Annotated in this window: 17 protein-coding genes and 3 pseudogenes; 5 read left to right on the top strand and 15 right to left on the bottom strand. The window is 40.7% G+C overall.

Annotated elements, in window-relative coordinates; genetic code table 11:
- Positions 1 to 10 precede the first annotated feature (10 nt).
- The 9 genes and pseudogenes from EAL2_RS12045 to tnpB all read right to left on the bottom strand — a co-directional run bounded on the left by EAL2_RS12045 (position 11) and on the right by tnpB (position 8,329).
- Positions 11 to 889: a pirin family protein gene (locus EAL2_RS12045; protein ID WP_025436619.1), complete on the bottom strand. Its 879-nt coding sequence runs from the start codon at positions 887 to 889 to the stop codon at positions 11 to 13.
- An 11-nt stretch (positions 890 to 900) separates the two neighbouring features.
- The gene (locus EAL2_RS12040; RefSeq protein ID WP_084481274.1) at positions 901 to 1,362 is read right to left on the bottom strand and encodes a pirin family protein; all 462 of its coding nucleotides are present in this window, start codon (positions 1,360 to 1,362) and stop codon (positions 901 to 903) included.
- 101 nt (positions 1,363 to 1,463) lie between these two features.
- Positions 1,464 to 2,608, bottom strand: a protein-coding gene (locus EAL2_RS12035) for an IS3 family transposase (protein ID WP_096325256.1) whose coding sequence is annotated in 2 segments (ribosomal slippage) — positions 1,464 to 2,335 and positions 2,335 to 2,608 — 1,146 coding nt in all. Because the reading frame shifts where the segments join, the coding sequence is not laid out codon by codon here.
- Between the two features lie 63 nt (positions 2,609 to 2,671).
- Positions 2,672 to 3,022: pseudogene (locus tag EAL2_RS12025) on the bottom strand (pirin family protein); the annotation flags it as partial.
- Positions 3,023 to 3,074: 52 nt separating this feature from the next.
- On the bottom strand, positions 3,075 to 3,848 hold the full coding sequence (locus EAL2_RS12020; protein WP_025436617.1) for a PhzF family phenazine biosynthesis protein: 774 nt from the start codon (positions 3,846 to 3,848) through the stop codon (positions 3,075 to 3,077).
- Between the two features lie 322 nt (positions 3,849 to 4,170).
- Positions 4,171 to 4,611 (bottom strand): GyrI-like domain-containing protein, encoded by a 441-nt coding sequence (locus tag EAL2_RS12015; RefSeq protein WP_322787253.1) that lies wholly within the window; start codon positions 4,609 to 4,611, stop codon positions 4,171 to 4,173.
- Positions 4,612 to 4,838: 227 nt separating this feature from the next.
- Positions 4,839 to 5,573: an SAM-dependent methyltransferase gene (locus EAL2_RS12010; RefSeq protein ID WP_025436615.1), complete on the bottom strand. Its 735-nt coding sequence runs from the start codon at positions 5,571 to 5,573 to the stop codon at positions 4,839 to 4,841.
- 176 nt (positions 5,574 to 5,749) lie between these two features.
- Positions 5,750 to 6,862, bottom strand: coding sequence for a plasmid pRiA4b ORF-3 family protein (locus EAL2_RS12005; RefSeq protein WP_148295998.1), 1,113 nt, complete (start codon positions 6,860 to 6,862; stop codon positions 5,750 to 5,752).
- Between the two features lie 345 nt (positions 6,863 to 7,207).
- Complete coding sequence (gene tnpB, locus EAL2_RS12000; protein WP_025436613.1) at positions 7,208 to 8,329, bottom strand: IS200/IS605 family element RNA-guided endonuclease TnpB; 1,122 nt, start codon at positions 8,327 to 8,329, stop codon at positions 7,208 to 7,210.
- A 359-nt stretch (positions 8,330 to 8,688) separates the two neighbouring features.
- On the opposite strand from tnpB, the gene EAL2_RS11995 reads away from it, so the two are divergent.
- The 3 genes and pseudogenes from EAL2_RS11995 to EAL2_RS11980 all read left to right on the top strand — a co-directional run.
- A complete protein-coding gene (locus EAL2_RS11995) occupies positions 8,689 to 9,186 on the top strand; it encodes a transposase (RefSeq protein ID WP_025435430.1) in 498 nt (165 codons plus the stop codon).
- Between the two features lie 87 nt (positions 9,187 to 9,273).
- A protein-coding gene (locus tag EAL2_RS11985) for an IS3 family transposase (protein WP_148295968.1) occupies positions 9,274 to 10,385 on the top strand; the annotation gives its coding sequence in 2 pieces (ribosomal slippage) (positions 9,274 to 9,523 and positions 9,523 to 10,385; 1,113 coding nt in all).
- A 28-nt stretch (positions 10,386 to 10,413) separates the two neighbouring features.
- Positions 10,414 to 10,818, top strand: a pseudogene (locus tag EAL2_RS11980) (transposase); the annotation flags it as partial.
- Positions 10,819 to 11,197: 379 nt separating this feature from the next.
- Here EAL2_RS11980 and EAL2_RS11975 read toward each other — a convergent pair.
- The gene (locus EAL2_RS11975; RefSeq protein ID WP_025436611.1) at positions 11,198 to 11,668 is read right to left on the bottom strand and encodes a DUF2680 domain-containing protein; all 471 of its coding nucleotides are present in this window, start codon (positions 11,666 to 11,668) and stop codon (positions 11,198 to 11,200) included.
- A 160-nt stretch (positions 11,669 to 11,828) separates the two neighbouring features.
- Between EAL2_RS11975 and EAL2_RS15225 the strand changes: the two genes are divergently transcribed.
- Together EAL2_RS15225 and EAL2_RS11970 are read left to right on the top strand one after the other, a co-directional pair.
- The gene (locus EAL2_RS15225) at positions 11,829 to 12,185 is read left to right on the top strand and encodes a recombinase family protein (protein ID WP_084481271.1); all 357 of its coding nucleotides are present in this window, start codon (positions 11,829 to 11,831) and stop codon (positions 12,183 to 12,185) included.
- A 143-nt stretch (positions 12,186 to 12,328) separates the two neighbouring features.
- Complete coding sequence (locus tag EAL2_RS11970) at positions 12,329 to 13,114, top strand: magnesium transporter MgtE N-terminal domain-containing protein (protein WP_025436610.1); 786 nt, start codon at positions 12,329 to 12,331, stop codon at positions 13,112 to 13,114.
- Positions 13,115 to 13,280: 166 nt separating this feature from the next.
- On the opposite strand, the pseudogene EAL2_RS11965 reads toward EAL2_RS11970, so the two are convergent.
- From EAL2_RS11965 to EAL2_RS11940, 5 genes and pseudogenes are all read right to left on the bottom strand, one after another.
- Positions 13,281 to 14,842, bottom strand: a pseudogene (locus EAL2_RS11965) (IS3 family transposase).
- A 60-nt stretch (positions 14,843 to 14,902) separates the two neighbouring features.
- Complete coding sequence (locus EAL2_RS11955; RefSeq protein ID WP_025436608.1) at positions 14,903 to 15,442, bottom strand: ATP-binding protein; 540 nt, start codon at positions 15,440 to 15,442, stop codon at positions 14,903 to 14,905.
- Positions 15,442 to 16,926, bottom strand: a complete 1,485-nt coding sequence (gene istA / locus EAL2_RS11950; RefSeq protein ID WP_242842534.1) for an IS21 family transposase — start codon at positions 16,924 to 16,926, stop codon at positions 15,442 to 15,444. The genes EAL2_RS11955 and istA overlap by 1 nt, the downstream gene beginning before the upstream one ends.
- Positions 16,927 to 17,735: 809 nt before the next feature.
- Positions 17,736 to 18,305, bottom strand: a complete 570-nt coding sequence (locus EAL2_RS11945) for a YdeI/OmpD-associated family protein (protein WP_025436606.1) — start codon at positions 18,303 to 18,305, stop codon at positions 17,736 to 17,738.
- A 227-nt stretch (positions 18,306 to 18,532) separates the two neighbouring features.
- The gene (locus EAL2_RS11940; protein WP_041693208.1) at positions 18,533 to 20,704 is read right to left on the bottom strand and encodes a DUF262 domain-containing protein; all 2,172 of its coding nucleotides are present in this window, start codon (positions 20,702 to 20,704) and stop codon (positions 18,533 to 18,535) included.
- Position 20,705: the final 1 nt, after the last annotated feature.

Genomic DNA, 20,705 nt, shown 5'->3' with positions numbered 1-20,705 from the left:
ATATTCTTTTTTAGAAATCTTCCGTGCCGAAATTGCCTTCTCTATAATCTTTGAAGGCCTCGCTAAGTTCTTCCCGCGTATTCATGACAAAAGGCCCTCCTGCAGCAACAGGCTCGTTAAGAGGCTCTCCGCTTAAAAGGATAAACCTGACTCCTTCATTAGCTGCTTCAATCAGTATATCTCCCTCTTGATTCTCAAAAAGAATGAAGTCCCTGTGAGCACAGGAGCTGTCATTGATCTTAGCTTCTCCCGAAATCACCAAAATTCCCGTATTATAATTTCCCGGCTCTCTAAGGGTGATCCGGCCTTGAGGTTTAATGTCTCCAATATATATGTTCATAGGTGAAAAGGTCTTTGCGGGCCCCTTCACGCCTTCATATTCTCCGGCAACTACGTTTATTTCTCCTTGTCCACCAGGCAGCTCAAGCTTTCCCATTTTGTCGTTTGGAATATCCTGGTACCTTGGCTCGGCATATTTATCTCTTTTCGGCAGGTTCACCCATAGCTGCATCATGTGTAGTATTCCGCCCTTTTCGGCGAACTCCTTCTCATGATACTCCTTATGCATTATCCCGCCTCCCGCAGTCATCCACTGGACATCTCCGGTATAAATAATGCCGTGGTTCCCCGCGTTGTCGTGATGCTCCACCGCTCCTTCAAAGGCAAAGGTAACAGTTTCAATCCCCCGGTGTGGATGGGCGCCTATTCCTCTGGAAGATTTAGCCGGCGGAAATTCCTTCGGCTCATTGTAATCCATAAGAGCAAAAGGGGAAAATCTTTCAAGAAGATTCCTGCCCTCGGGAAAGTAGTTGCTTACATAAAACCCACTCCCTACCCAGTGCTTCTTATCAATGGTGTAACACTCTTCAATAGGCCTTAATTCACTCATGTCAGCACCTCTTAGTAAGCTATATTCTTTTGCAAAAATGTTCCTCGATCCAGGTCTTCAAAAGCCTTATTCAATTCAGCCTTTGTATTCATTACAATCGGACCTCCCCAGTAAATTTGCTCGTCAAGTCGAGTTGAGCTTACAAATAATATTTGAGCGCTTTCATCGCCAGCTTTTATAACAACGTGGTCTCCGGAGGTGAGCTTTGCTGCAGTCTTTTCCTTAATCAGCTCACCTCCGACGTATGCATCTCCCGATAGCGTAAAAACCAATATGGAGCGGTCGCTGTCCGTATTTATGTCAATAGAGGCATTGGCATCAAGGTGTATATCATAGTAATCCAAAGGCAGATATTTGCTTTTGTATCCCTGTTTGCCCTCGTACGCTCCGGCAAGTAATCTTAGTTTCCCATTCTCGAACTCTATTTCTTCAATCTCAGAGTTTTTTATGCTTTTGTATGCGGGCGGCACCATTTTGTCCTTCGCCGGCAGATTAAGCCACAGCTTATAATGTGCACGCTTGTCAAGACACGAAATTCGATTTTCTAAGATAAGTCTCCTTTCGTGATAAAATATTAGGCTGCAAGTGGCTGATGTCCGTAATACACATCAGCTGGTGTGCGGTAGTTGTAACTCTGATGCCCTCTTTTGTAATTGTATGTTTCTATGTATTCTTTTGTGAGTGATTTAACTTCATGAACAGTTTCAGGGCACAGCAAATACAAGCGTTCCCACTTATATGAACGGAAAAATCTTTCAATTGCTATGTTGTCAGTTGCTCGGCCTTTGCCGTCCATGCTGATTTTAGTCATTTTTAGATGCTTAATACAATCAATGTAAGCTTGTGATGTGAATTGGCTGCCTTGATCACTGTTAATAATTTCGGGCATGCCGTGCTCCTTTACAGCGCTTTCTACTGCGCGTATGACCATATCTGTTTGCAAAGTGTTGCTAATGGTATAACCTACGATAAATCTTGAATACCAGTCGATTATGGCTGTTAGATATACAAATCCTGTCGGGGTTCCTATATAAGTGATATCAATAGACCAGACTTGATTTGGACGATTAATGTCAAGATGTCTTAAGAGATATGGGTATGTCTTGGATTGTTTTGCACGCTTACTCAAATTAGGGCCAGGATAGAAGCAGGTAATGTCCATTTCCTGCATGTATCGCTTAACCAAGCGTCTGCCCACATGGTTGAATCCGAGTTTGCATAGCTCATTGCGTATCCTTCTAACACCGTATGAAGGTTCGTCAAAGTGAATTCTATCAATGGCATTTTTTATGGTAATCTCATCCTTCGATGGGCTTATTTCAACAGGCTTGTGATATGCACTGGATCGTGGCAAATCAATCAATTCACATTGATGTTTGACTGTTAGATCTGAATCAGTCCATTCAATCAGCGACCTTTTTTCTTCATTTGTGAGATTTGCACCTGTTTTTTTTTAAGCCAGTCTACATCCAGTGTGAGTTCACCAATTTTCTTTATAAGATGCTCCTTTTCATCTTCATGTTCGCGCTGAATCTTTTCAATGTTTTCGTTCTTCTTATCAAATACGGCGGACATGTTGGATAAAAACTCTGCTTTCCAGCGACTAATTAATTGTTGTGATACATCATATTTTTTAGCGATTTCAGCCAATGTGCTTTCTTCGCGAAGGAGTTCAAGCACTATTGCGGCTTTCTCCTCAGGGGTCCAGTTTCTTCTCATTCTGCTCATGTTCTTATTTTATCTTATTTTTTAGAATATGTGTCCAATGCTATGTGTACATTTTAGCTGGACACCAAGCATCCTTTCCGAGGCGGGCAGCCTCTCTTCATGTAAAATCCCAGAGCCTGCAGTCATCCACTGGACTTCTCCGTCGCCAATTGTATCCTCATTACCAAGGCTGTCCCTGTGAGTCATTTTCCCACGGTATACATAGCTGATTGTCTCTATGCCTCTATGGGGATGCAATGGAAATCCTGCTGTATAGTCATCAGGGTTTGTGCTGTCAAAGGAATCCAGCATCAGAATCGGATCGAAATCCTCCACTGTTGCGTGTCCCAAAACCCTTACCAGCTTCACCCCTGCACCGTCCTGTGTTCTAAATCCTGTAACCTGCTTTTTCACTTTTCTTTCCATAGTTTTTGCCTCCTCATCGATTCATCTTATTCCACCTCATACCAGGTCTTGATCAAAAATTAATTTCGGCAGTTGAGTACAATGCAGCTTTCCCGCTCATTTTAACGCGGCTCCCTTCAACCCTGCAGTACAAAGTGCCTCCCCTTTTAGAAGCCTGATAGGCTACTATATCACTTTTATTGAGCCTTTTTGACCAATATGGAACAATGTGGCAATGGCCAGAACCACAAACCGGGTCTTCCGCCACGTTTAATTTGGGCGCGAAGGAACGAGACACGCAATCAAATTCCTTCCCCTTTGCTGTTGCATGTAGAAGTAGTCCGTCCAGCGTCTTAACCTTTTCCATGTCCGGACTCATATTTCTAACATCGTCTTCATTGTCAAAAATACAAAGGAGGTCTCTGGCCATCCAGGCTTCAATGGGGCGTACTCCGACAGCCTCTTCCATAGCATCGGTCACCTCCACTTTTTCAAGCTCATAAGCCGGGAAATCCATTTCAAGCAGCTCCCCATTTTTTTTGACTGTTAGAATACCGCTTAGAGTGGAGAAGCGTACCTCTTCCAAACCCTGCTCCACAAATCTGGTGATGATATACGCCGTCGCCAAAGTCGCATGCCCGCACAGGTCTATCTCTCCACCCGGCGTAAACCACCTGAGCTTGTAGCTGTCCCCTTCTTTAACCGCAAAGGCAGTTTCAGAAAGGTTATTTTCGCAGGTAATATTCATCATGGTTTCATCGTCAAGCCACTTATCCATGACACATACAGCCGCAGGATTACCTCCAAATACTTTATCTGTAAAAGCGTCCACTACATATTGTCTCACGGTTTCTCCTCCTTTTTCTTTCAAAAAACGTTCCGATTAAATTCATATCCCCTTACTGCTGATAAATACCCATTTATTGAACTCATTCACTTTATGTAAATGCAAACTTAATTATAGCTATCCAAAAAACAAGGTTAGCCACCAGATTAATTCCAGTGGCATCAATTCATCACATTATCCGATTCCCTTCACACTCCGCGTAGCATTCAGGTGTGCATTTTCAATGTCTAGAGCTACATTAAGGCTTCATTGACTCAAAAAGCGACAAAAAAATTTGAAATCAAGAGCTTTTTATCGTATCAACATTGGTGTGCTTGTGCCGTCAAGCTTTTCTGACCATCATCACAATTCGAGTCAATAATTCATGCGCTGGAAAATCCGTACCATTATAATAGTTTTCATAAACAGGTCCAGCAGAAGCATACCCATTTTCATACATCCACTTTTGCATTTCCTCATATATTGGAGCCATCTCTTCATATGGTCCCCTGTACATGCAAAATATTCGAGTTCCCTCCGGGATAGTTCCCGGTTTGATATCTCCCTTTCCCGGCAATGGATTAGCTACGGGAAATCCAATTTCGACGTCCAAGTCTTGCATGTCCATGTTGTGATAAGCTACAAATGGCAGATCCGAAACTATTTCTCCCAATTCTTCCATATAGGCACAGAGCTTGCCGTAGCTTTCAGCTATTAGACAGGGCAGATTCTCAACCTTCGTGCGGACACGAATAACTAGTGTTGGCTGTTCATTTTGTTTCAATAGCTCGATGTTTGATACTCTCGGCATTTTTCATCTACCACCTTTCCATTCATTCTGTCATAAAAATATTGAGCACCTTCTGTAGTTTTGTTGGCATCTATTTTCTGTTAATACCCATTGCCAACACTCATTCACTTCATTTATTACTACATCCCTGTGTTCCATGCACCAAGTTTACATATCAATTTTATTGACACAGATACAAACTTCAACATGCAATAGTTCGGCTACACCTCCGGGGTAGTCTGTTTTTTAATAGCGCTCATGACAATTAGCGCAATGTCATTGTTGGTGTCGGAATTCAAAAATTCCACATCGTTAAAACCGAGATTATCCTTTGCCCATTTTGCCCACGGTTGCCATATTTCTTTAGGTTCTTCCATATCATAACAAGCGGTGATTTCGACAATTCCGGTCTTTTCCCAAAGACGCCGCCACCAATTTTTGCTGTGAAAGCTGAACATTTCACCCTCCCAATGCTCTTTAAGCGTATCGGGATATCCTTTATCAAATTCTCTCGTCAAACCCGGAACCACGATGCCAAATTGACCACCGGTCTTTACCAACTTTGAGTATGTGCAGGGAAAATACGTTTCATCTGCTCCATAATATTGGTAGCTGTCTATTGATATTGCAGCGTCGAAGAATCCCTCGGCATAAGGCAGGGCATGGGCTTCCGCATGGACAGGAAAGACCAGTTCGGCTACGCCGGCTTCCTCAAAGCGTTTGAGGTTCTCTGTCGCGCTAATCCACAAGTCGTTGGCAAATACCGTTACGCCAAATTCTTTCGCCAGAAATACTGAGGTAATGCCCTTTCCGCAACCCATGTCAAGAACCTTCATACCCGGCTTCAATTCCATGTGTTCGCACAATTCCTCAAGCAACCACAGCGGATTAGGTCCCATCCAGTTTTCACTAACCCAGTTATTATCGTATTTTTCTGTTCTCGGATATTTTTTCATTCAATTATCCTCCTCACCCTGTCCATAAACAGTATCCCATAACAAAAATAAAACATAGGATATCTCAAAACGCCCTTATTTACTGGGGTTTTAACACATCTCACTCTTTTACCCTTGACCTCAATACTACCGTCTCAACGTGTGATAGAGTGACTAATTTAGATGTCACATCCAATTCATACATGAATGGCCTTGGGACGGCTTTCCCATTCCCAAAGTTCCGGCGTCCAATACCTCGACCACTCTTTCATTTCTGCGTATTCAGGATGTTCCGGATTTAGCATGATATCTCTGAAGCTTACAAAACCACCTACACCTCCAACATCCTCCGGCGGTGTTTTTCCCCTTGCTTCCAGTAGATATGGCAGCTCACCGTCATATTCTTCAATTACTCGAACCAGCTGAATGATATGTTCCCAGTTGTCCCCCATGTCATAGGTATACAGCATTTGCTTATGCTCCGGGAAAAATTCTGCCAAGGTATGTCCTTCCATCAATACAGCACTTTCATCGTACTCCAGATCTTCCTCAGTAGGAACTAACCTGGCTGCCGTATTTTTAGTCTTTTCATCAATAATAGCGAAATCATACAAGTGGTAGTTATTCCAGTTGAAAACATACTGTAACACCTTGTGAAATTGAGCAAATTCCAAGTCCGCAGGAACGATAAGCTTGCGCTCCGCCTTATATACTTCCAGATCAAGGCTTACCATCAGTTCAAATGCACGACATTTGTATGCCTGCATACCCGTTAGTGCTGTCAATGCATCGAACATAGCTTTATACGGATAGAAACCATCATTTGTGTTGCCAGAGTAGTTGACGATTCCATAATTTGATGAAGCTCCCACTGTATCACAGTACATTTTCGCAATGCCATTATATTCTCGTCCAACATGAAATGCGCATTCCAATCCTGCTTTAGTCACCCAGGCTGCTGCTTGTCTGCTGTTGTTTCGCACAAACTCCAATTCGCCCGCTAATCGCATATATTCATTTACAAGCTCTGGATTTAGATTCATTGAAAGAAGTGTGTTTACAATGGCAACCCTCATCATTTTCTCAACATTTTTCAGATCTTTCCGTTTGACCTGATAAATCGCCACTGTAAAGCGTGTAGCATTATTTACTAGGACTAGCATATCCTCTGCTCTACGATTGTCCCATACCTTGGTCCAATTTGCTGTCCATGTAAACAAAGGATTAATGGTTCCATCGATTGTCGGAAGCTTTACTTCCAGTGCATCTGCTAGTTTTTTAGTCAATGCAATTTGCATGTTGTTTTTCACTCCCCCGTCATTATCAAATAGCGCGCTTCAGATTGAGATGCTTTATAGAATATTCCACTCTATTTTATGCTTTTCCTGAAATCAGCAAGAGTATATACCGCTTCAACCATTTCATCCGATCCAAATTGCAATATTAATTAAAGTCTGACATAACAAAATTCCAACAATCAATTGTGTCATTTATGGTATATTTATATTTAAAATTAATATTTCCATTTAATTTATAAGTACCCATTAATCGATTAAAATCTTTCAAATTAAGATTCATTTGAACTACCGCCACCTACGCTAACGCTTAGAGGTGTACGGATTCCTAAGAACACCGCTCCAACGAGCAGTTTATTATTAGGCTAACCCCGTAGTTCCTACGGTTAGAAGCCTTAGGGCTTCGTTTTTAAGATTTATGCTTGCATTAATATCTCTGTCATGGTTTGCTCCACACTCTAGGCAAGTCCACTCTCTGACAGAGAGATTCTTAACGTCTTTATTCTTGTAACCACAATCAGAACACAATTGGCTTGAGGCAAAGTTCTTAGCTACGGCGACGACTTGCTTGCCGTACCACTTGGCTTTGTATTCAAGCATTGTCCTGAACCCAGACCAAGATACCTCGGATATGGCTTTAGCTAGCTTGCCGTTTTTGAGCATATTGGATACCTGCAAATCTTCAATGCCGATGATGTCGTGGTTTTTGACTATCTCGGTAGAGATTTTGTGCAGATAATCTGCTCTTGCATTGGCTATATGCTCATGTATTCTGGCAACCTTGACTCTTTGCTTGTGCCAGTTATTTGAGAACTTGATACGCTTTGATAGTATGCGTTGCTCTCTTGCAAGCTTTGCTTCAAGCGTTCTGAAAAATTTGGGATTCTCGTATGCAGTGCCATCTGAAAGTATGGCGAAATCTTTCAGGCCTACGTCTATTCCGCATGAAGAATTCGACTTGGGTAGCTCTTGCACTTCGCTTTCAACAAGCACAGATACAAAATATTTGCCGGATGGATTACGCCTTATAGTGGCACTCAGAATCCTGCCATTTATTTCTTTAGACTTAGCGAACTTGATTAGACCAAGCTTAGGCAGTTTAATTTTGTTATCTACTATAGCTATATTGCTATTAGTACATTTTGTAGTATACGATTGCACTTTGTTTCTTTTGGATTTGAAACGTGGAGCGTCATTTTGCTTCTTGAAGAAACGGTCGAAAGCATCACCAAGATTCCTTAGAGAAGATTGCAGTGCTATGCTGTCTACTTCCTTGAGCCACACAAGTTCTTTCTTGAGTTGGGTCATTTGCACCGAGCAAGAATTATATGTCAAGCCTTTTCCTGTTTGTCTGTATTCACTATTCCAAGCATTCAGGAAGTGGTTGAACACAAAGCGGCTACAGCCTATTGTTTTGGCTATCAGTTCTCTTTGCTTGCTATTTGGATATATGCGGAACTTGTACGCTTTGCTAACTAGCATTGCTTTTCACCTCCTGGTGTGACATATAAGGCTGATTGCTGCTATTATATGTATACCCTGGAGGAGACACAAAAAACACAACTTAAAAACATTAGGCGATTCATCCCCCACCTAAGAGGATGAGGGTATTCTCGCCCTAACATTGCTTTTACCGTTATCAAAAAATAAAAATAACCACCAGAATAATTCCCGTGGCATCAATTCATAAAATCATTCATTTCCTTTAATCCCAAAAACAACAAAAAACCCTTGAAATGATATGCTCCCCTTATGGTAGAGAACCCTATGTGTTAGCATAGTTGTCATAAACATCTTTTAAATGTAAAGTAGTGTTATAACTAAATTTACGGAGGATGATTATGGCTCACTATAGTAAAGAATTTAAAGAATCTATTATAAAAAGAATGATGCCCCCAAACAGCGAAACAATAGCTTCGATTGCCAGAGAAACCGGCTTATCGGAAAATACACTGCATATGTGGAAGCGTAAAGCTCGTGCCAACGGATTTGCAGTTACAGCCGGCGAAGAAGAATCCGAAAAATGGACAACTCAGGACAAATTCCTCATGGTTATTGAAACCGCAGCCTTGAGCGAAATTGAGCTTGCAGAGTATTGCCGAAGCAAAGGGCTTTTCGTCGAACAAGTGCAAGCTTGGCGTGATGCGTGTATGCAGGCTAACGGAGGCGTTGCGCAGGAAGCCGCAAAGCTGCAGCGTTCCAACAAGGAAAAAGATAAAGAAATTAAAAAGCTTACATCAGAGCTCAAAAGAAAAGAAGCCGCCCTTGCTGAAACTGCTGCGCTTATAGTTCTTAGAAAAAAGGCCCGAGCGATCTGGGGGGAAAACGAGGACGAATGATCAGTGCCCATGGATAGGTTACACTAAACTAGACATAAAACTTAAGGTGCGGTAATCTAAAAATATAAACCAATAGGAGAGATTACTATGCCAAAGAAAGAACGTCGAAAATTCACTGATGATTTCAAGAATCAAATGGTACAACTATATTTAAATGGAAAACCCAGGAAAGACATACTGGCTGAGTATGACCTTACTGGATCAACATTTGATTACTGGGTCCACCAAAGTCAAAATTCTGGTTCTTTCAAAGCAAAGGATAATCGCACTCCTGAAGAAGAAGAACTTATCAAACTACGCAAAGAAAACCAGCAGCTTAAGATGGAGAATGATATTTTAAAGCAAGCAGCGCTGATAATGGGACGAAAGTAAATGTGATCAAACAGAATGCTCACAAATACAGTGTATCAGCAATGTGTAGAGTCCTTCAAATACCACGGAGCACCTATTACTATGAATCTACTAAAATACCTGCAGAAGATGAAATAACAGATTCAGTAGTTGAAATTTTCAATGCAAGCCATCAGAATTACGGAACACGTAAAATAAAAGTGGAGCTTCAAAAGCTCAATATAACTGCCTCTAGACGAAGGATTGGCAGAATAATGAAAGAAAACGGCCTTGTCAGCACATATACACTAGCTCAATTCAAACCCCATAAAAGCGCTTGTAATGAGTCCGATGTGAACAACGAACTGGATAGAGATTTCGATTCCAAAGCTCCCCTAGCAGCTGTTGTGAGTGATTTGACATATGTTAGAGTCGGCCAGAAATGGAATTATATTTGTATCCTAATCGATTTATTCAATCGCGAAATCATCGGCTATAGTGCTGGTGAGAAAAAGGATGCACATCTGGTAAGTCGTGCTTTTGCAAGCTTCAAAGGCAATTTGAGTCATATCGAGCTGTTCCATACAGATCGGGGCAATGAGTTTAAAAATCAATTGATTGACGATGTCCTTAAAACCTTTAAAATCAAACGATCGTTGAGCATGAAAGGCTGTCCGTATGATAATGCAGTTGCGGAAGCCACTTTTAAAATATTCAAAACTGAATTTGTCAGGAAAAAACGATTTCTAAGCTTAGAAGATCTAAATATAGAGCTATCGAAATATGTAAATTGGTTCAATAACAAAAGAATTCATGGAACACTTGGATATTTAAGTCCGATTGAATATAAATTACAACACCTTAATTAAGTTGTCCAATTAAGTGTTGACAATCCAGATCGCGGAAATCAACGATTTCAGCCTATTCAAGTCTCCAAAGGCCTTTACAGCTTTCTTTGGCATAGATCCATCAGTCAATCAGTCGGGCAAGTTCACTGGCGACCGCAACAGGATTTCTAAACGAGGCACCCGCATTGGCAGAAGAGTTCTCTTCACAATGGCTCTGTCCTCAATAAGAACCACCAGAAACGGCGATTCCATAAATCCGATTCTTCGCGACTACTATTTGAAAAAATGTGTCAGCAAGAAGAAAAAGGTGGCCCTTATAGCCGTTATGCATAAGTTGCTCCACTACATTTTTGCGGTTCTTCGTGACTTAAAACCGTTTGAATTTAGAAGCCCGCAGGAGCACCAAGCATGGAGAAACAACAAGCTTCAAACTGCACCAAAACATGTTGCTTAAAAATTGCTAAAATGTAGCTTCTCCAAGGTCATTGTTCGGATTTTTCAATGGCTTGGTTTCTCATACTCTTTTTTAAGATTGAAAATTTCTAAAGAAAATCAATCAGATTTATTGACTTTTATTAGCTGGTCTAATTATAAATATAAATTTATTTATAATTGTAATTTCGAGGGTCTATTTGCTTATTTCAGGCTAAGGCTTCACGCCTTGCTCTATACCCCTCACAGGTATATAATAGCATCTATGCTTGTACAATACAATGCCTAATTTCTCCTCTGTAAATTTTTTAGTATCATCAATATTTTTTCGCAAATTAAACAGCTCTAACTAAAGCAAAAAACCTCCGGCTATGTGCCGAAGGCTGTTTTACCATGCAATTTTATCTTGTCTGGCCGTTTCCTTGTCCGTTTCCTTGGCCAAATCCACTACCGTTTTTAAGGCCCTGTCCGTTGCCCTTGCCTTGCATTGAACCTTGCCCAAAGCCTGCTCCAGCTGCTTTGCCCAATCCCTGGCTATCGCCTTCGCAGTTTTCCATTCTTTCAATTAAGGCATCCGCTTGCTCCTGTGTCATCTGACCGCTTTTAACTCTTTCCTCAAGAGTTGCTTTTTTGTTCTCCAGCATCTGGCTTTTGAACTCCTCATACTTGCCTGCGTCCTGGGCAAGCTGGCCGTAGTTTTCTCCAGATTCCTGTCTTTCAGTATATGCTTGTTCTACTGTCTTACCTGTCAATTCGGAATATATCTGCGCCGGTGTCTTTGTAACCGAGTCTGCAAATGATACAGCTCCTAGTGAAAGCATTGCAACGGTAGCAGTAGTAAGTAAAGCAGTTCTCTTATTGAATAGTTTCATGATGTTCACTCCTTTTAATTTTATATTGTTTTCCTTGTTATATTGACTATTATGCCCTGATTGTGTGGCATTCTTGTGAACATACCATGAAAGTTTTGTGAAAATATTCTAAACTATGTAAATATGATTGCGACAACACAATCGATGGTTCTATAATAAGATGTGTAGACTAGATTCTAAATTGGAGGTGCCTCTGCAGCAATGGAACGAAAAGTTATCCAAGTTCGAACCTATATGCTCATTAACTATGCTCATTAAAAAAATAAGGGTGGCTGTATACTGCAGAGTCAGCACACCACATGAAGATCAAGTTAAAAGCCTCTCAAATCAGATCTCTTATTATAAAGCTATGGTTAACAATCGTGTGAACTGGGAACTTGTAGACATCTATGCAGATGTGCAGTCGGGTAAAAATACATCTGGACGTCCTGAGTTTCAAAGAATGCTGGAAGACTGCCGCAACCACAAAATCGATATGATTATTACTAAATCGATAAGCCGCTTTGGCTATTATTAAGAAAAACCCTACGAGGAGATGCCACATTGAATATTACAGCAAAGAATTCAAGGAGGCTGCAATCAAAAGATTGAACTGAGCATTGGCAAGCGCTAAGCTGTTCACTTTCTTGAGCCGCTCGGCACAATAATGGAGGTATAATAATGGAACTAAGAGAAATAAACGAACTAAAAAAATCATTACTAAATCTAGTCACTGATCAAAACTTGGTTCAGTTGAAAGAATTACTAAAAAATCAATACTCCATTGATATTGCATCAGCGTTGTCTGATTTTGAAGATGCGGATTTGACGGTTTTACTAGATCTCCTTGATTCGGACGATATTGCATCCATCATCGAAGAATCAGATAACGAGCTGCAGATAAGGATTGTTGGACTCCTCGACTCAAGTAAAACTGCACAGGTTTTCTCGCATATGTCGACTGATGATATTGCCGATATTCTGGGAACACTGAGCATCAATCGGCGTAAAGAATTACTTGAGTTAATGAGAGAACATGATGCCAGCGAAATTCAAATGCTTTTAGGTTTTGAGCCGAATACTGCAGGCGGAATCATGACCACTCATTACATTGCGTTGAGGAAAAATTTAACTATTAAAGAAGCATTACAAAAGATTAAAGTTATAGGTCCAAAAACCGAAGTAATTGAAACTATTTTTATAATCAATCTCAAAAATGAACTTATAGGCACTACTGATTTAAGAGATATTTTAATTGCATCCGATGAATCTAAGCTAGAAGATATAACGAACAAAAATGTTATTTTTGTCTATCCAGATACCGATCAAGAAGAGGTTTCGCTCATCGTATCAAAATATGACTTAAAAGCTCTTCCGGTTGTCAACAAGAAACATTCAATACTTGGAATTATTACAGTTGATGACGTAATTGATGTTATTGTCGAAGAACCGGTGTTTGTCAATTAAGTTGTCATAAATTATTGAAATATGTATTTGCTAAGAAAGCTTTTCTTCTTCCTCGCTTTTAGGGGACATTCGTTCGGGATTCAGCCAAACGCGTTCATCAAGCTCCCATTTGCGTGTACCGGTGTTTGTCAATTAAGTTGTCATAAATTATTGAAATATGTATTTGCTAAGAAAGCTTTCTTTCTTCCTCGCTTTTAGGGGACATTCGTTCGGGATTCAGCCAAACGCGTTCATCAAGCTCCCATTTGCGTGTACTGCCCGACCAGCGTTCAGGATGAGCTTTTTTAGCAGCTTCGTATACTTCTTTACGCTTTGAAAATACTGATTCTGACTGTCCATCATGTCTTTGTTTTGGGGTCAGGAAATTAAGCCCACTGTGTCTGTGTTCTTGATTGTACCATGTTACAAAATCCAATACCCATTCACGGGCAGCTATTATACTTGCAAAACCTTTGGTTGGAAATCCGGGCCTGTATTTGCAGGTTTTAAATACGGATTCAGCATAGGCGTTGTCATTGCTAACACGAGCTCTGCTTCTAGATGGAATTATTCCTAGCTGATACAGTGTTTCAAGCAGAGAAGCTCCCTTCATTGGGCTGCCATTATCAGAGTGCAAAACTAGCGGCACACCTGAAAGTGTTCGTCGTTCAGCCATAATGGCCCTGCGGACAAGAATACTGGCATTTTCAGCACTTTCAACAGGCCATACTTCCCATCCAACAATTTTCCGGCTGAAGAGATCTAGTATCATGTACAGGTAGTAATAGAACCCTTTAACATCAGCTGGAAGGTATGTTATGTCCCACATCCATACCTGGTTGGGCCCATCAGCGCTATGTGTTGAAATAGATCGGCTTGATGGTTTTTTAGCCTTGCCTCTGTGGTGTTGCATGTTGTGTTGTTTTAGTACGCGATACATGGTTGATTCTGATGCGATGTATAGGCCTTTGTCAGCAAGCCTTGGAACTATCTGGCTTGGCGGCAGGCTTTTGAATTCTGGCTGATTTACTGTTTCTATGACCTTTGCTTGCTCATCTTCAGTAAGCTTGTTATGGGGCGTGGGACGCTTTGCATGAGGTCTTTGGTCTTCGTTTGGGGTTATGTCGCTTCTCCACCTAAATAAAGTTCTGTGGCTAATTCCAATAACCTCACAGGCCTTGTGTTCTCTTGCTCCGTTTGCTGTTGCTTCTTCAATCAGTTCTATTGCTATAGCGCGATCTTGGGCACTGATCATTCGTCCTCGTTTTCCCCCCAGATCGCTCGGGCCTTTTTTCTAAGAACTATAAGCGCAGCAGTTTCAGCAAGGGCGGCTTCTTTTCTTTTGAGCTCTGATGTAAGCTTTTTAATTTCTTTATCTTTTTCCTTGTTGGAACGCTGCAGCTTTGCGGCTTCCTGCGCAACGCCTCCGTTAGCCTGCATACACGCATCACGCCAAGCTTGCACTTGTTCGACGAAAAGCCCTTTGCTTCGGCAATACTCTGCAAGCTCAATTTCGCTCAAGGCTGCGGTTTCAATAACCATGAGGAATTTGTCCTGAGTTGTCCATTTTTCGGATTCTTCTTCGCCGGCTGTAACTGCAAATCCGTTGGCACGAGCTTTACGCTTCCACATATGCAGTGTATTTTCCGATAAGCCGGTTTCTCTGGCAATCGAAGCTATTGTTTCGCTGTTTGGGGGCATCATTCTTTTTATAATAGATTCTTTAAATTCTTTACTATAGTGAGCCATAATCATCCTCCGTAAATTTAGTTATAACACTACTTTACATTTAAAAGATGTTTATGACAACTATGCTAACACATAGGGGTACGAAAGTTCATCTAGTATTAGCAGATCAACTTTAGATAGCTGTTTTTCAAGCTTTGCCAGCCTTTTATACTCGCTGGCCTCGACCAATTCAGTTGCAAGTGATGCGGCGTTATAAAACTTGACGGAATATCCGAGGGTGCAGGCTTTCAAGCCAAGGCTTATTGCAAGATGCGTCTTGCCTGTTCCGGGATTTCCTATCATTACAATGTTTTGATGTTTGTCTATGTAGTCGCACTCAGACAACTCAAAAATAAAAGGTTCTTTTACATGTTTAAGCCGGCTTGTATCAAATTCATCAAGAGTCTTCAAATACGGATACTTTGCAGCTTTGATCCGCCTTTTGCGATTATTTCCCTGACGCTGGTCGTTCTCAACTCTTAGCAGCGCAAGGAGGAAATCCTCATAGCTCATATTGGTGTCCATCTGACGGATCATATTTTCATAATCACAAAAGGTAGGGAGCTTGAGCTGCTTGCAGTAAAGAGAAATAGACTGTGCCTTCACGTTTATTTCACCCATTATCCGTTCACCGCCACTTTGAATTTGGCATCATAAGCCGATAGGTCCACATTATCAACTGAGATATCCGTTGCAACCGATATTACGCCGTTTGATACAGGACCATCCAAGTAACTTCGTACCAGGTCGATTGTGGGGCTTACCGTAGCAGGTATTTGGTTTTTAATGCCGATTATCCTGTCAGTGCCATAATCAAGGCACAATCGAAGAAGTTTGACAGTATCCCTGTTTGCATTTGGGAATTTCATTCCCCATTCAAGCAGGTCTCTCTGAATAGCCTGCCTTACAGGTTTGGCGTTGAATACGGAGCGTGGCTTTCGTTCCAGAAGTGGCATGTAGTGCTCCAGAGTATAGCTGGTGTAGCCCCCTGGACCATAGATGCGGTCATAGGATGCCACGACTGCAGACTTGTGATGTATTCTGATTTCGTTGCCATAGGCCTTTATTGTGGCTTCCTGGCCTATCAGTGTTGCCGGAACTGAATAATTGTTTTTATCAAACCTTACTGTGGAGTATTCATTTACTTTTGCAATCGCAGTTTTGCTTGTATCAAAACTGTATTTTGGAAGTGAGTAGAAGTATGATGCTTCTTGAAAGAGCCGCATACCGACAGTTCCCTCACGTCCTTGTATCATATGCTGCTTATACTCGTTGCATTTTTCTGATAGTAAACTATTCAGCTCTGATAAGTTTTTTATCCTTGGAACAGGAACCAGGAAGTTTCTTCTTGAAAATCCTACAAGGTTTTCAACCAGGCCCTTTTCATTTCCGCTTGCAATGTTGCAAAACAACGGTTGAAATGCATAATGGGCGCTAAAGGCCTTGTACCTGTTTTGAATCTTTGCGTATTGGCCAAAGCCTTCTTTTACTGCAACTTTAGCATTATCAAATATTGTTTTATGAGGAATACCGCCAAAGAATTCAAATGCCTTCTGTTGACCTTCCAAGAAGGATTCCTCGTTCTGGTGCTTGAATGCCATTACGAAAATTGCGCAACTGAAGCATAGTCTTGCACAAAAGAGATTGATTTTATTTTTAATCCCGTCAAGATATACGGTGGCTTCTCCCCAATCAATTTGGAGAGCTTCCCCCGGATCGAATTCCAACGGGATAAATGACTTGGGAATACTCCCTTTAATCCTTTTCACAGCCAGTCTTACTGTTGATTCACCGCCCGTAAACTGTTTTTCGGTTACAAGCCGTTGATATATGCGCCTTGCAGTATGCTGCTGTTTGTTTATATTTTCGGATTTGTCTTCCTCGAAGCAATGAAGAATGAACTTTAATACATCGTCAGTCAGAATGTCTGCCTTACGATTGTATTCTTTGCGTTCCCATGGAACGCTGTCACCGTCACAATATTTTTTGACGGTATTGCGAGATATGCCGAGCGTTTTAGCGATAGCCCTTTGAGACATACCCTGGATTGTACTCATTTCTCTAATCTTTTGGTAAATGTCCACGTCAATGATCACACCTTTCATCCTCCCTGCACTAATCTTTGAGATTAGTATACAGGTTTTTTGAAAAGTGGCTCACTTTTTGGTTAGCACAAAGGCACTAAATGGCTCACTCTTATACTAGCATTCACATTTCCTAAAAAATCATAAAAATTCCGTAAATATTATCGCTAAAAAGTGCACACACCTCGCGAAAAATGCACCAGGGGTGTACATACTTTTTAGCAGAAAGGTGTGCATTTGCAATATTTGGACCTATTTTCATACTGCTTTAATTCCAAAAACAACAAAAGCCCTTGAAATCAAGGGCTTTGCATTGTATCAAAATTGGTGTACCTATTTGAGATGATTAGGCTAAACATACATCAATTTTGATACAATTTAGCGTTAAAATATCATACTTGCTACATCAAAACAACGCTAAATTGTAATGCTTCTAAAAAGTACTCTGTCCTTCAATTTTTTCTATCTTCTCTTGCTCACCTGTCATATGCGTATAAGTCTTAATTCTAGTTCTAACTCTTTTCCATAGTAACTCTCCTCAATATCTACTTTCTTGAATATAAATATTTTACATGCCTTTCGGTGTGCCCTTTTTTTATGCCACCATCATATCAGTCATTAATAAAGAGGCTGTGTGTTAGCAGAAATAGGATGCCAATAATTCCAAAGAACAAAGTGCAGTAAGTTAAGATAGCTCTCTCTTTCCTAATTGCCATTATGCTAAAACCTAGAGCCGCCAACTCTGTAAGAACTGCAGTTTGTAATACCAAACCAATTGTTTCGAACAGAAAGAATATCAATAATTAGCTGGTCTTTCATTTTTCGTATAACTATTTTTTGTAGTATTTGTCGATTCCTCCATACCCAATAATTTTGTTTTCCTTTGTTTTTCTGATAAAGTTTTCTAGACGTTTTTTGAACTCCAAAGGACGCTTCCTAGCTCCATCAATATAGGCAATCCGAATCCTTTTGTAGGCTTCCGGAAATTTTTGATAGTTCTCCCAAACCTTTTTTTCACTCCTGATTACCTCAAGAATATCCTCGGGAAATTCGTAGGGTACTCTGATTACATCAAGAATGGTATCTCGGACCTTCGGGTGAATCATCCCCTGTCTCTCAAGCCAAATCAGCCTTTCAATATTTGCTCTGGAGTATTCACTGCCCTTTCTTCTTGGAGAAAACCGCTGAACTCTGTGTAATGAATCTAATTTCTTAACAGTGCTGTCAATCCAGCCGAAACAGAGTGCCTCTTCCACTGCGTCGTTATAGGAAAGACCTTTCTCTCCTGACTCTTTCTTTGGAAACACGAACCATATTTCCTTTTCTTTTTCGAAGTTTTCAGTAAGCCATTCCCTCCACTTCTTCCTTTCACTTGTATAAAAAGTTTTTGAAGGTTCCATTTTTTTCTCCTCCCCGAACTATTTCCATACCTGCAAATGCCTGTGCCAGGCACCAAGTTTATTTTGTCCACTCTTTTAGGTTGAATGGTCAATTTAGATGTTTTTCCATGCACTCAGTGGAAGGATACGCTCATCTTAATAATTCCTGTCGTGTCTTGAATATCTCCACGATACTAATCATCTTTGTCTCATGTACATTTGCGCCAAATTCCAATATTTTGATATCACTATTTCAAGGGAACCTGTAGTTTTTTAATTCTATCCTCCGTATCTATGCCTTCATCATTTTGTGCAATAGCTATCATCTCGACTTCCGCATTTGTATCAGTTCTCTTTACAACATAGGCAGCGTTCTCACACACTATATAATTATCACCATCGATAGCACGTTGCCCATAATGGTCTTTTGACAGCTTGTTTTTATAAATTGCCTTTAAAAACGGCTGATATGTGTTTTCAGAAATCTTTGACTCTGTTGACATAATGGAAAACTCGTATGGTCGCTTCTCAAAATCATCCCAGTAATATTTCCCAAAGCTCCCTGGTCTGAAAAGGTCGTATTTGATGTAGTAATATCGCCACTCATAGTTATTGTTGGTTTCGCACTCATCGATGTAAGTTTTGATGATACTAGACAAAAGTTCGTCATTAAATGAATCAGAGCGAGACAGCAACTCTACGAGGACATCCTTTGTTCTTTCAAATCCGTCATTACTGCTCTTGTGGAACAGATTTCGCCAAGCCTTCATGTTCTTTTTCGAACCTAATTGATGTCTCCATCCATTTTTCTCTCTTTGTCCATAATTACCAATGGACATAAGCGTGCAATCAACAAGGTCCCACTTACAGGAGAACAAAGATTGAAAACGCAAGAAATACTCAGGATGCTCCAAGCCAACAATGCTAATCTGTCCTTGAAGTAAATCATGATCCTCTAATTCAAATAAAGAGTCGGCCTTTTCCGGATTATTTTCAATCCATATAATCTTTAAGGCTTCCTCAGCTAATTGAACCACATTCAGGTTTTTATCTATTGTCTCATCGATTGTGCCGGTTTTGATAATGGCATCAACCTGCTTCAAAATGGCTGGCATTCTATTGCCGCTTGTTCTGAGTTCACTATCGCTGATCTCGTCTTCGGAATTTTGTATTAGATTATTTACAATTCTTAGTCTTCGAGAGAATTCATCATTGGATATTGTGTCTTTATTCAGGATATAGGAGACAATAGCATATAAAAGGACTATCCTATTCAATGGGAACAGTCTGTTACCATTCCCAGATATATCAGCATAATTACGCACACAGTCTTTGAAAATGTTAATTCCGTACCTTTTTTCAACTTTAATTTTTCCCGGTTGATGTTCATGAGAAATAAATCGTTCCAAAAATTTGTCCGGAGTGTTATCGCCCTGAAGGTTGCACCAACAGTCGAAATAATTTTCTAGTGTTTGAATATTAGCCATCACATTTTCATTCTGAGCAGAAAAGTATTCTTTTAATAAATCGAATTCATCGTTGCTCTTGCCTTGAGTTGTCCCCCCATTCTGGTAACAAATGATGTCACAAATGAACCTGAAGTAACGCAGAAACTCATCATCAATCACATTATCGTCGCCGCGATACTTCCAGAGCATATCGGTCCAATCAAGATCGATCTTCTTGATGATACGTTTTGCCGTAGCTTCATCGACCTTCCTAAGTTCACGTTCCAATTCGGCTTTGAAATGCTCGAATTGCGTTAATGGCTTTCCACGCGAATTCATTTTAATATATAATTCATCGGTTAGACCCATATCCTTGATAGGAAGAAAATAGAAGGTTATTGCCTTATCCTTCAACCTCGCCCAAATTCCCTGCGTCTCTGCGAATTCAACCTGAATTGCATCAAGCATCACCAACATTGAGCTGATTGTCGGGTCTTTTTTCCAATCGAGTGGAAACCATGCCTGGTCAACGATTTCGTCTGACAGCTTTTTTGTAAATGATGGCTCAAACTTAATTAGAAAAGAGCAGAAATCGCGCGCGCTGTATCGCGTCTCATAGCTGAAATTCTCCAAAAAAAGATGCTCTGATGCGTCTATATTTTCTTTCTTCGCTGCATACCAATGAAGGAGAAATAGTGCAGTTAGACGTTGCTGACCATCCAGTGGTGTCATAACACCATCAGCATTGATGTCTCCGTAAACGAAATCCAAGGTAATTTGGTCAACCTTTATAGCTTGGTGCAAGGAGTCCAGGAACCGCGCCCGGATTCGGTTCACCTCTGCATCTAGGCGGCCTTGGGCATAGTCGCGCTGAATAATTGGAATTACAATCTTTTTCATCTGGACGGTTTCTCCGCCAACATCGAAACTAGTATTAAATATTTCAATGAAAGTATTAAGAGTTGTTCCCATA

The sequence above is a fragment of the Peptoclostridium acidaminophilum DSM 3953 genome (assembly GCF_000597865.1).
GTDB lineage: Bacteria > Bacillota > Clostridia > Peptostreptococcales > Peptostreptococcaceae > Peptoclostridium_A > Peptoclostridium_A acidaminophilum.
The sequence above is the reverse complement of the archived record's forward strand: the minus strand, read 5'-3'. Positions and strand labels throughout refer to the sequence as shown.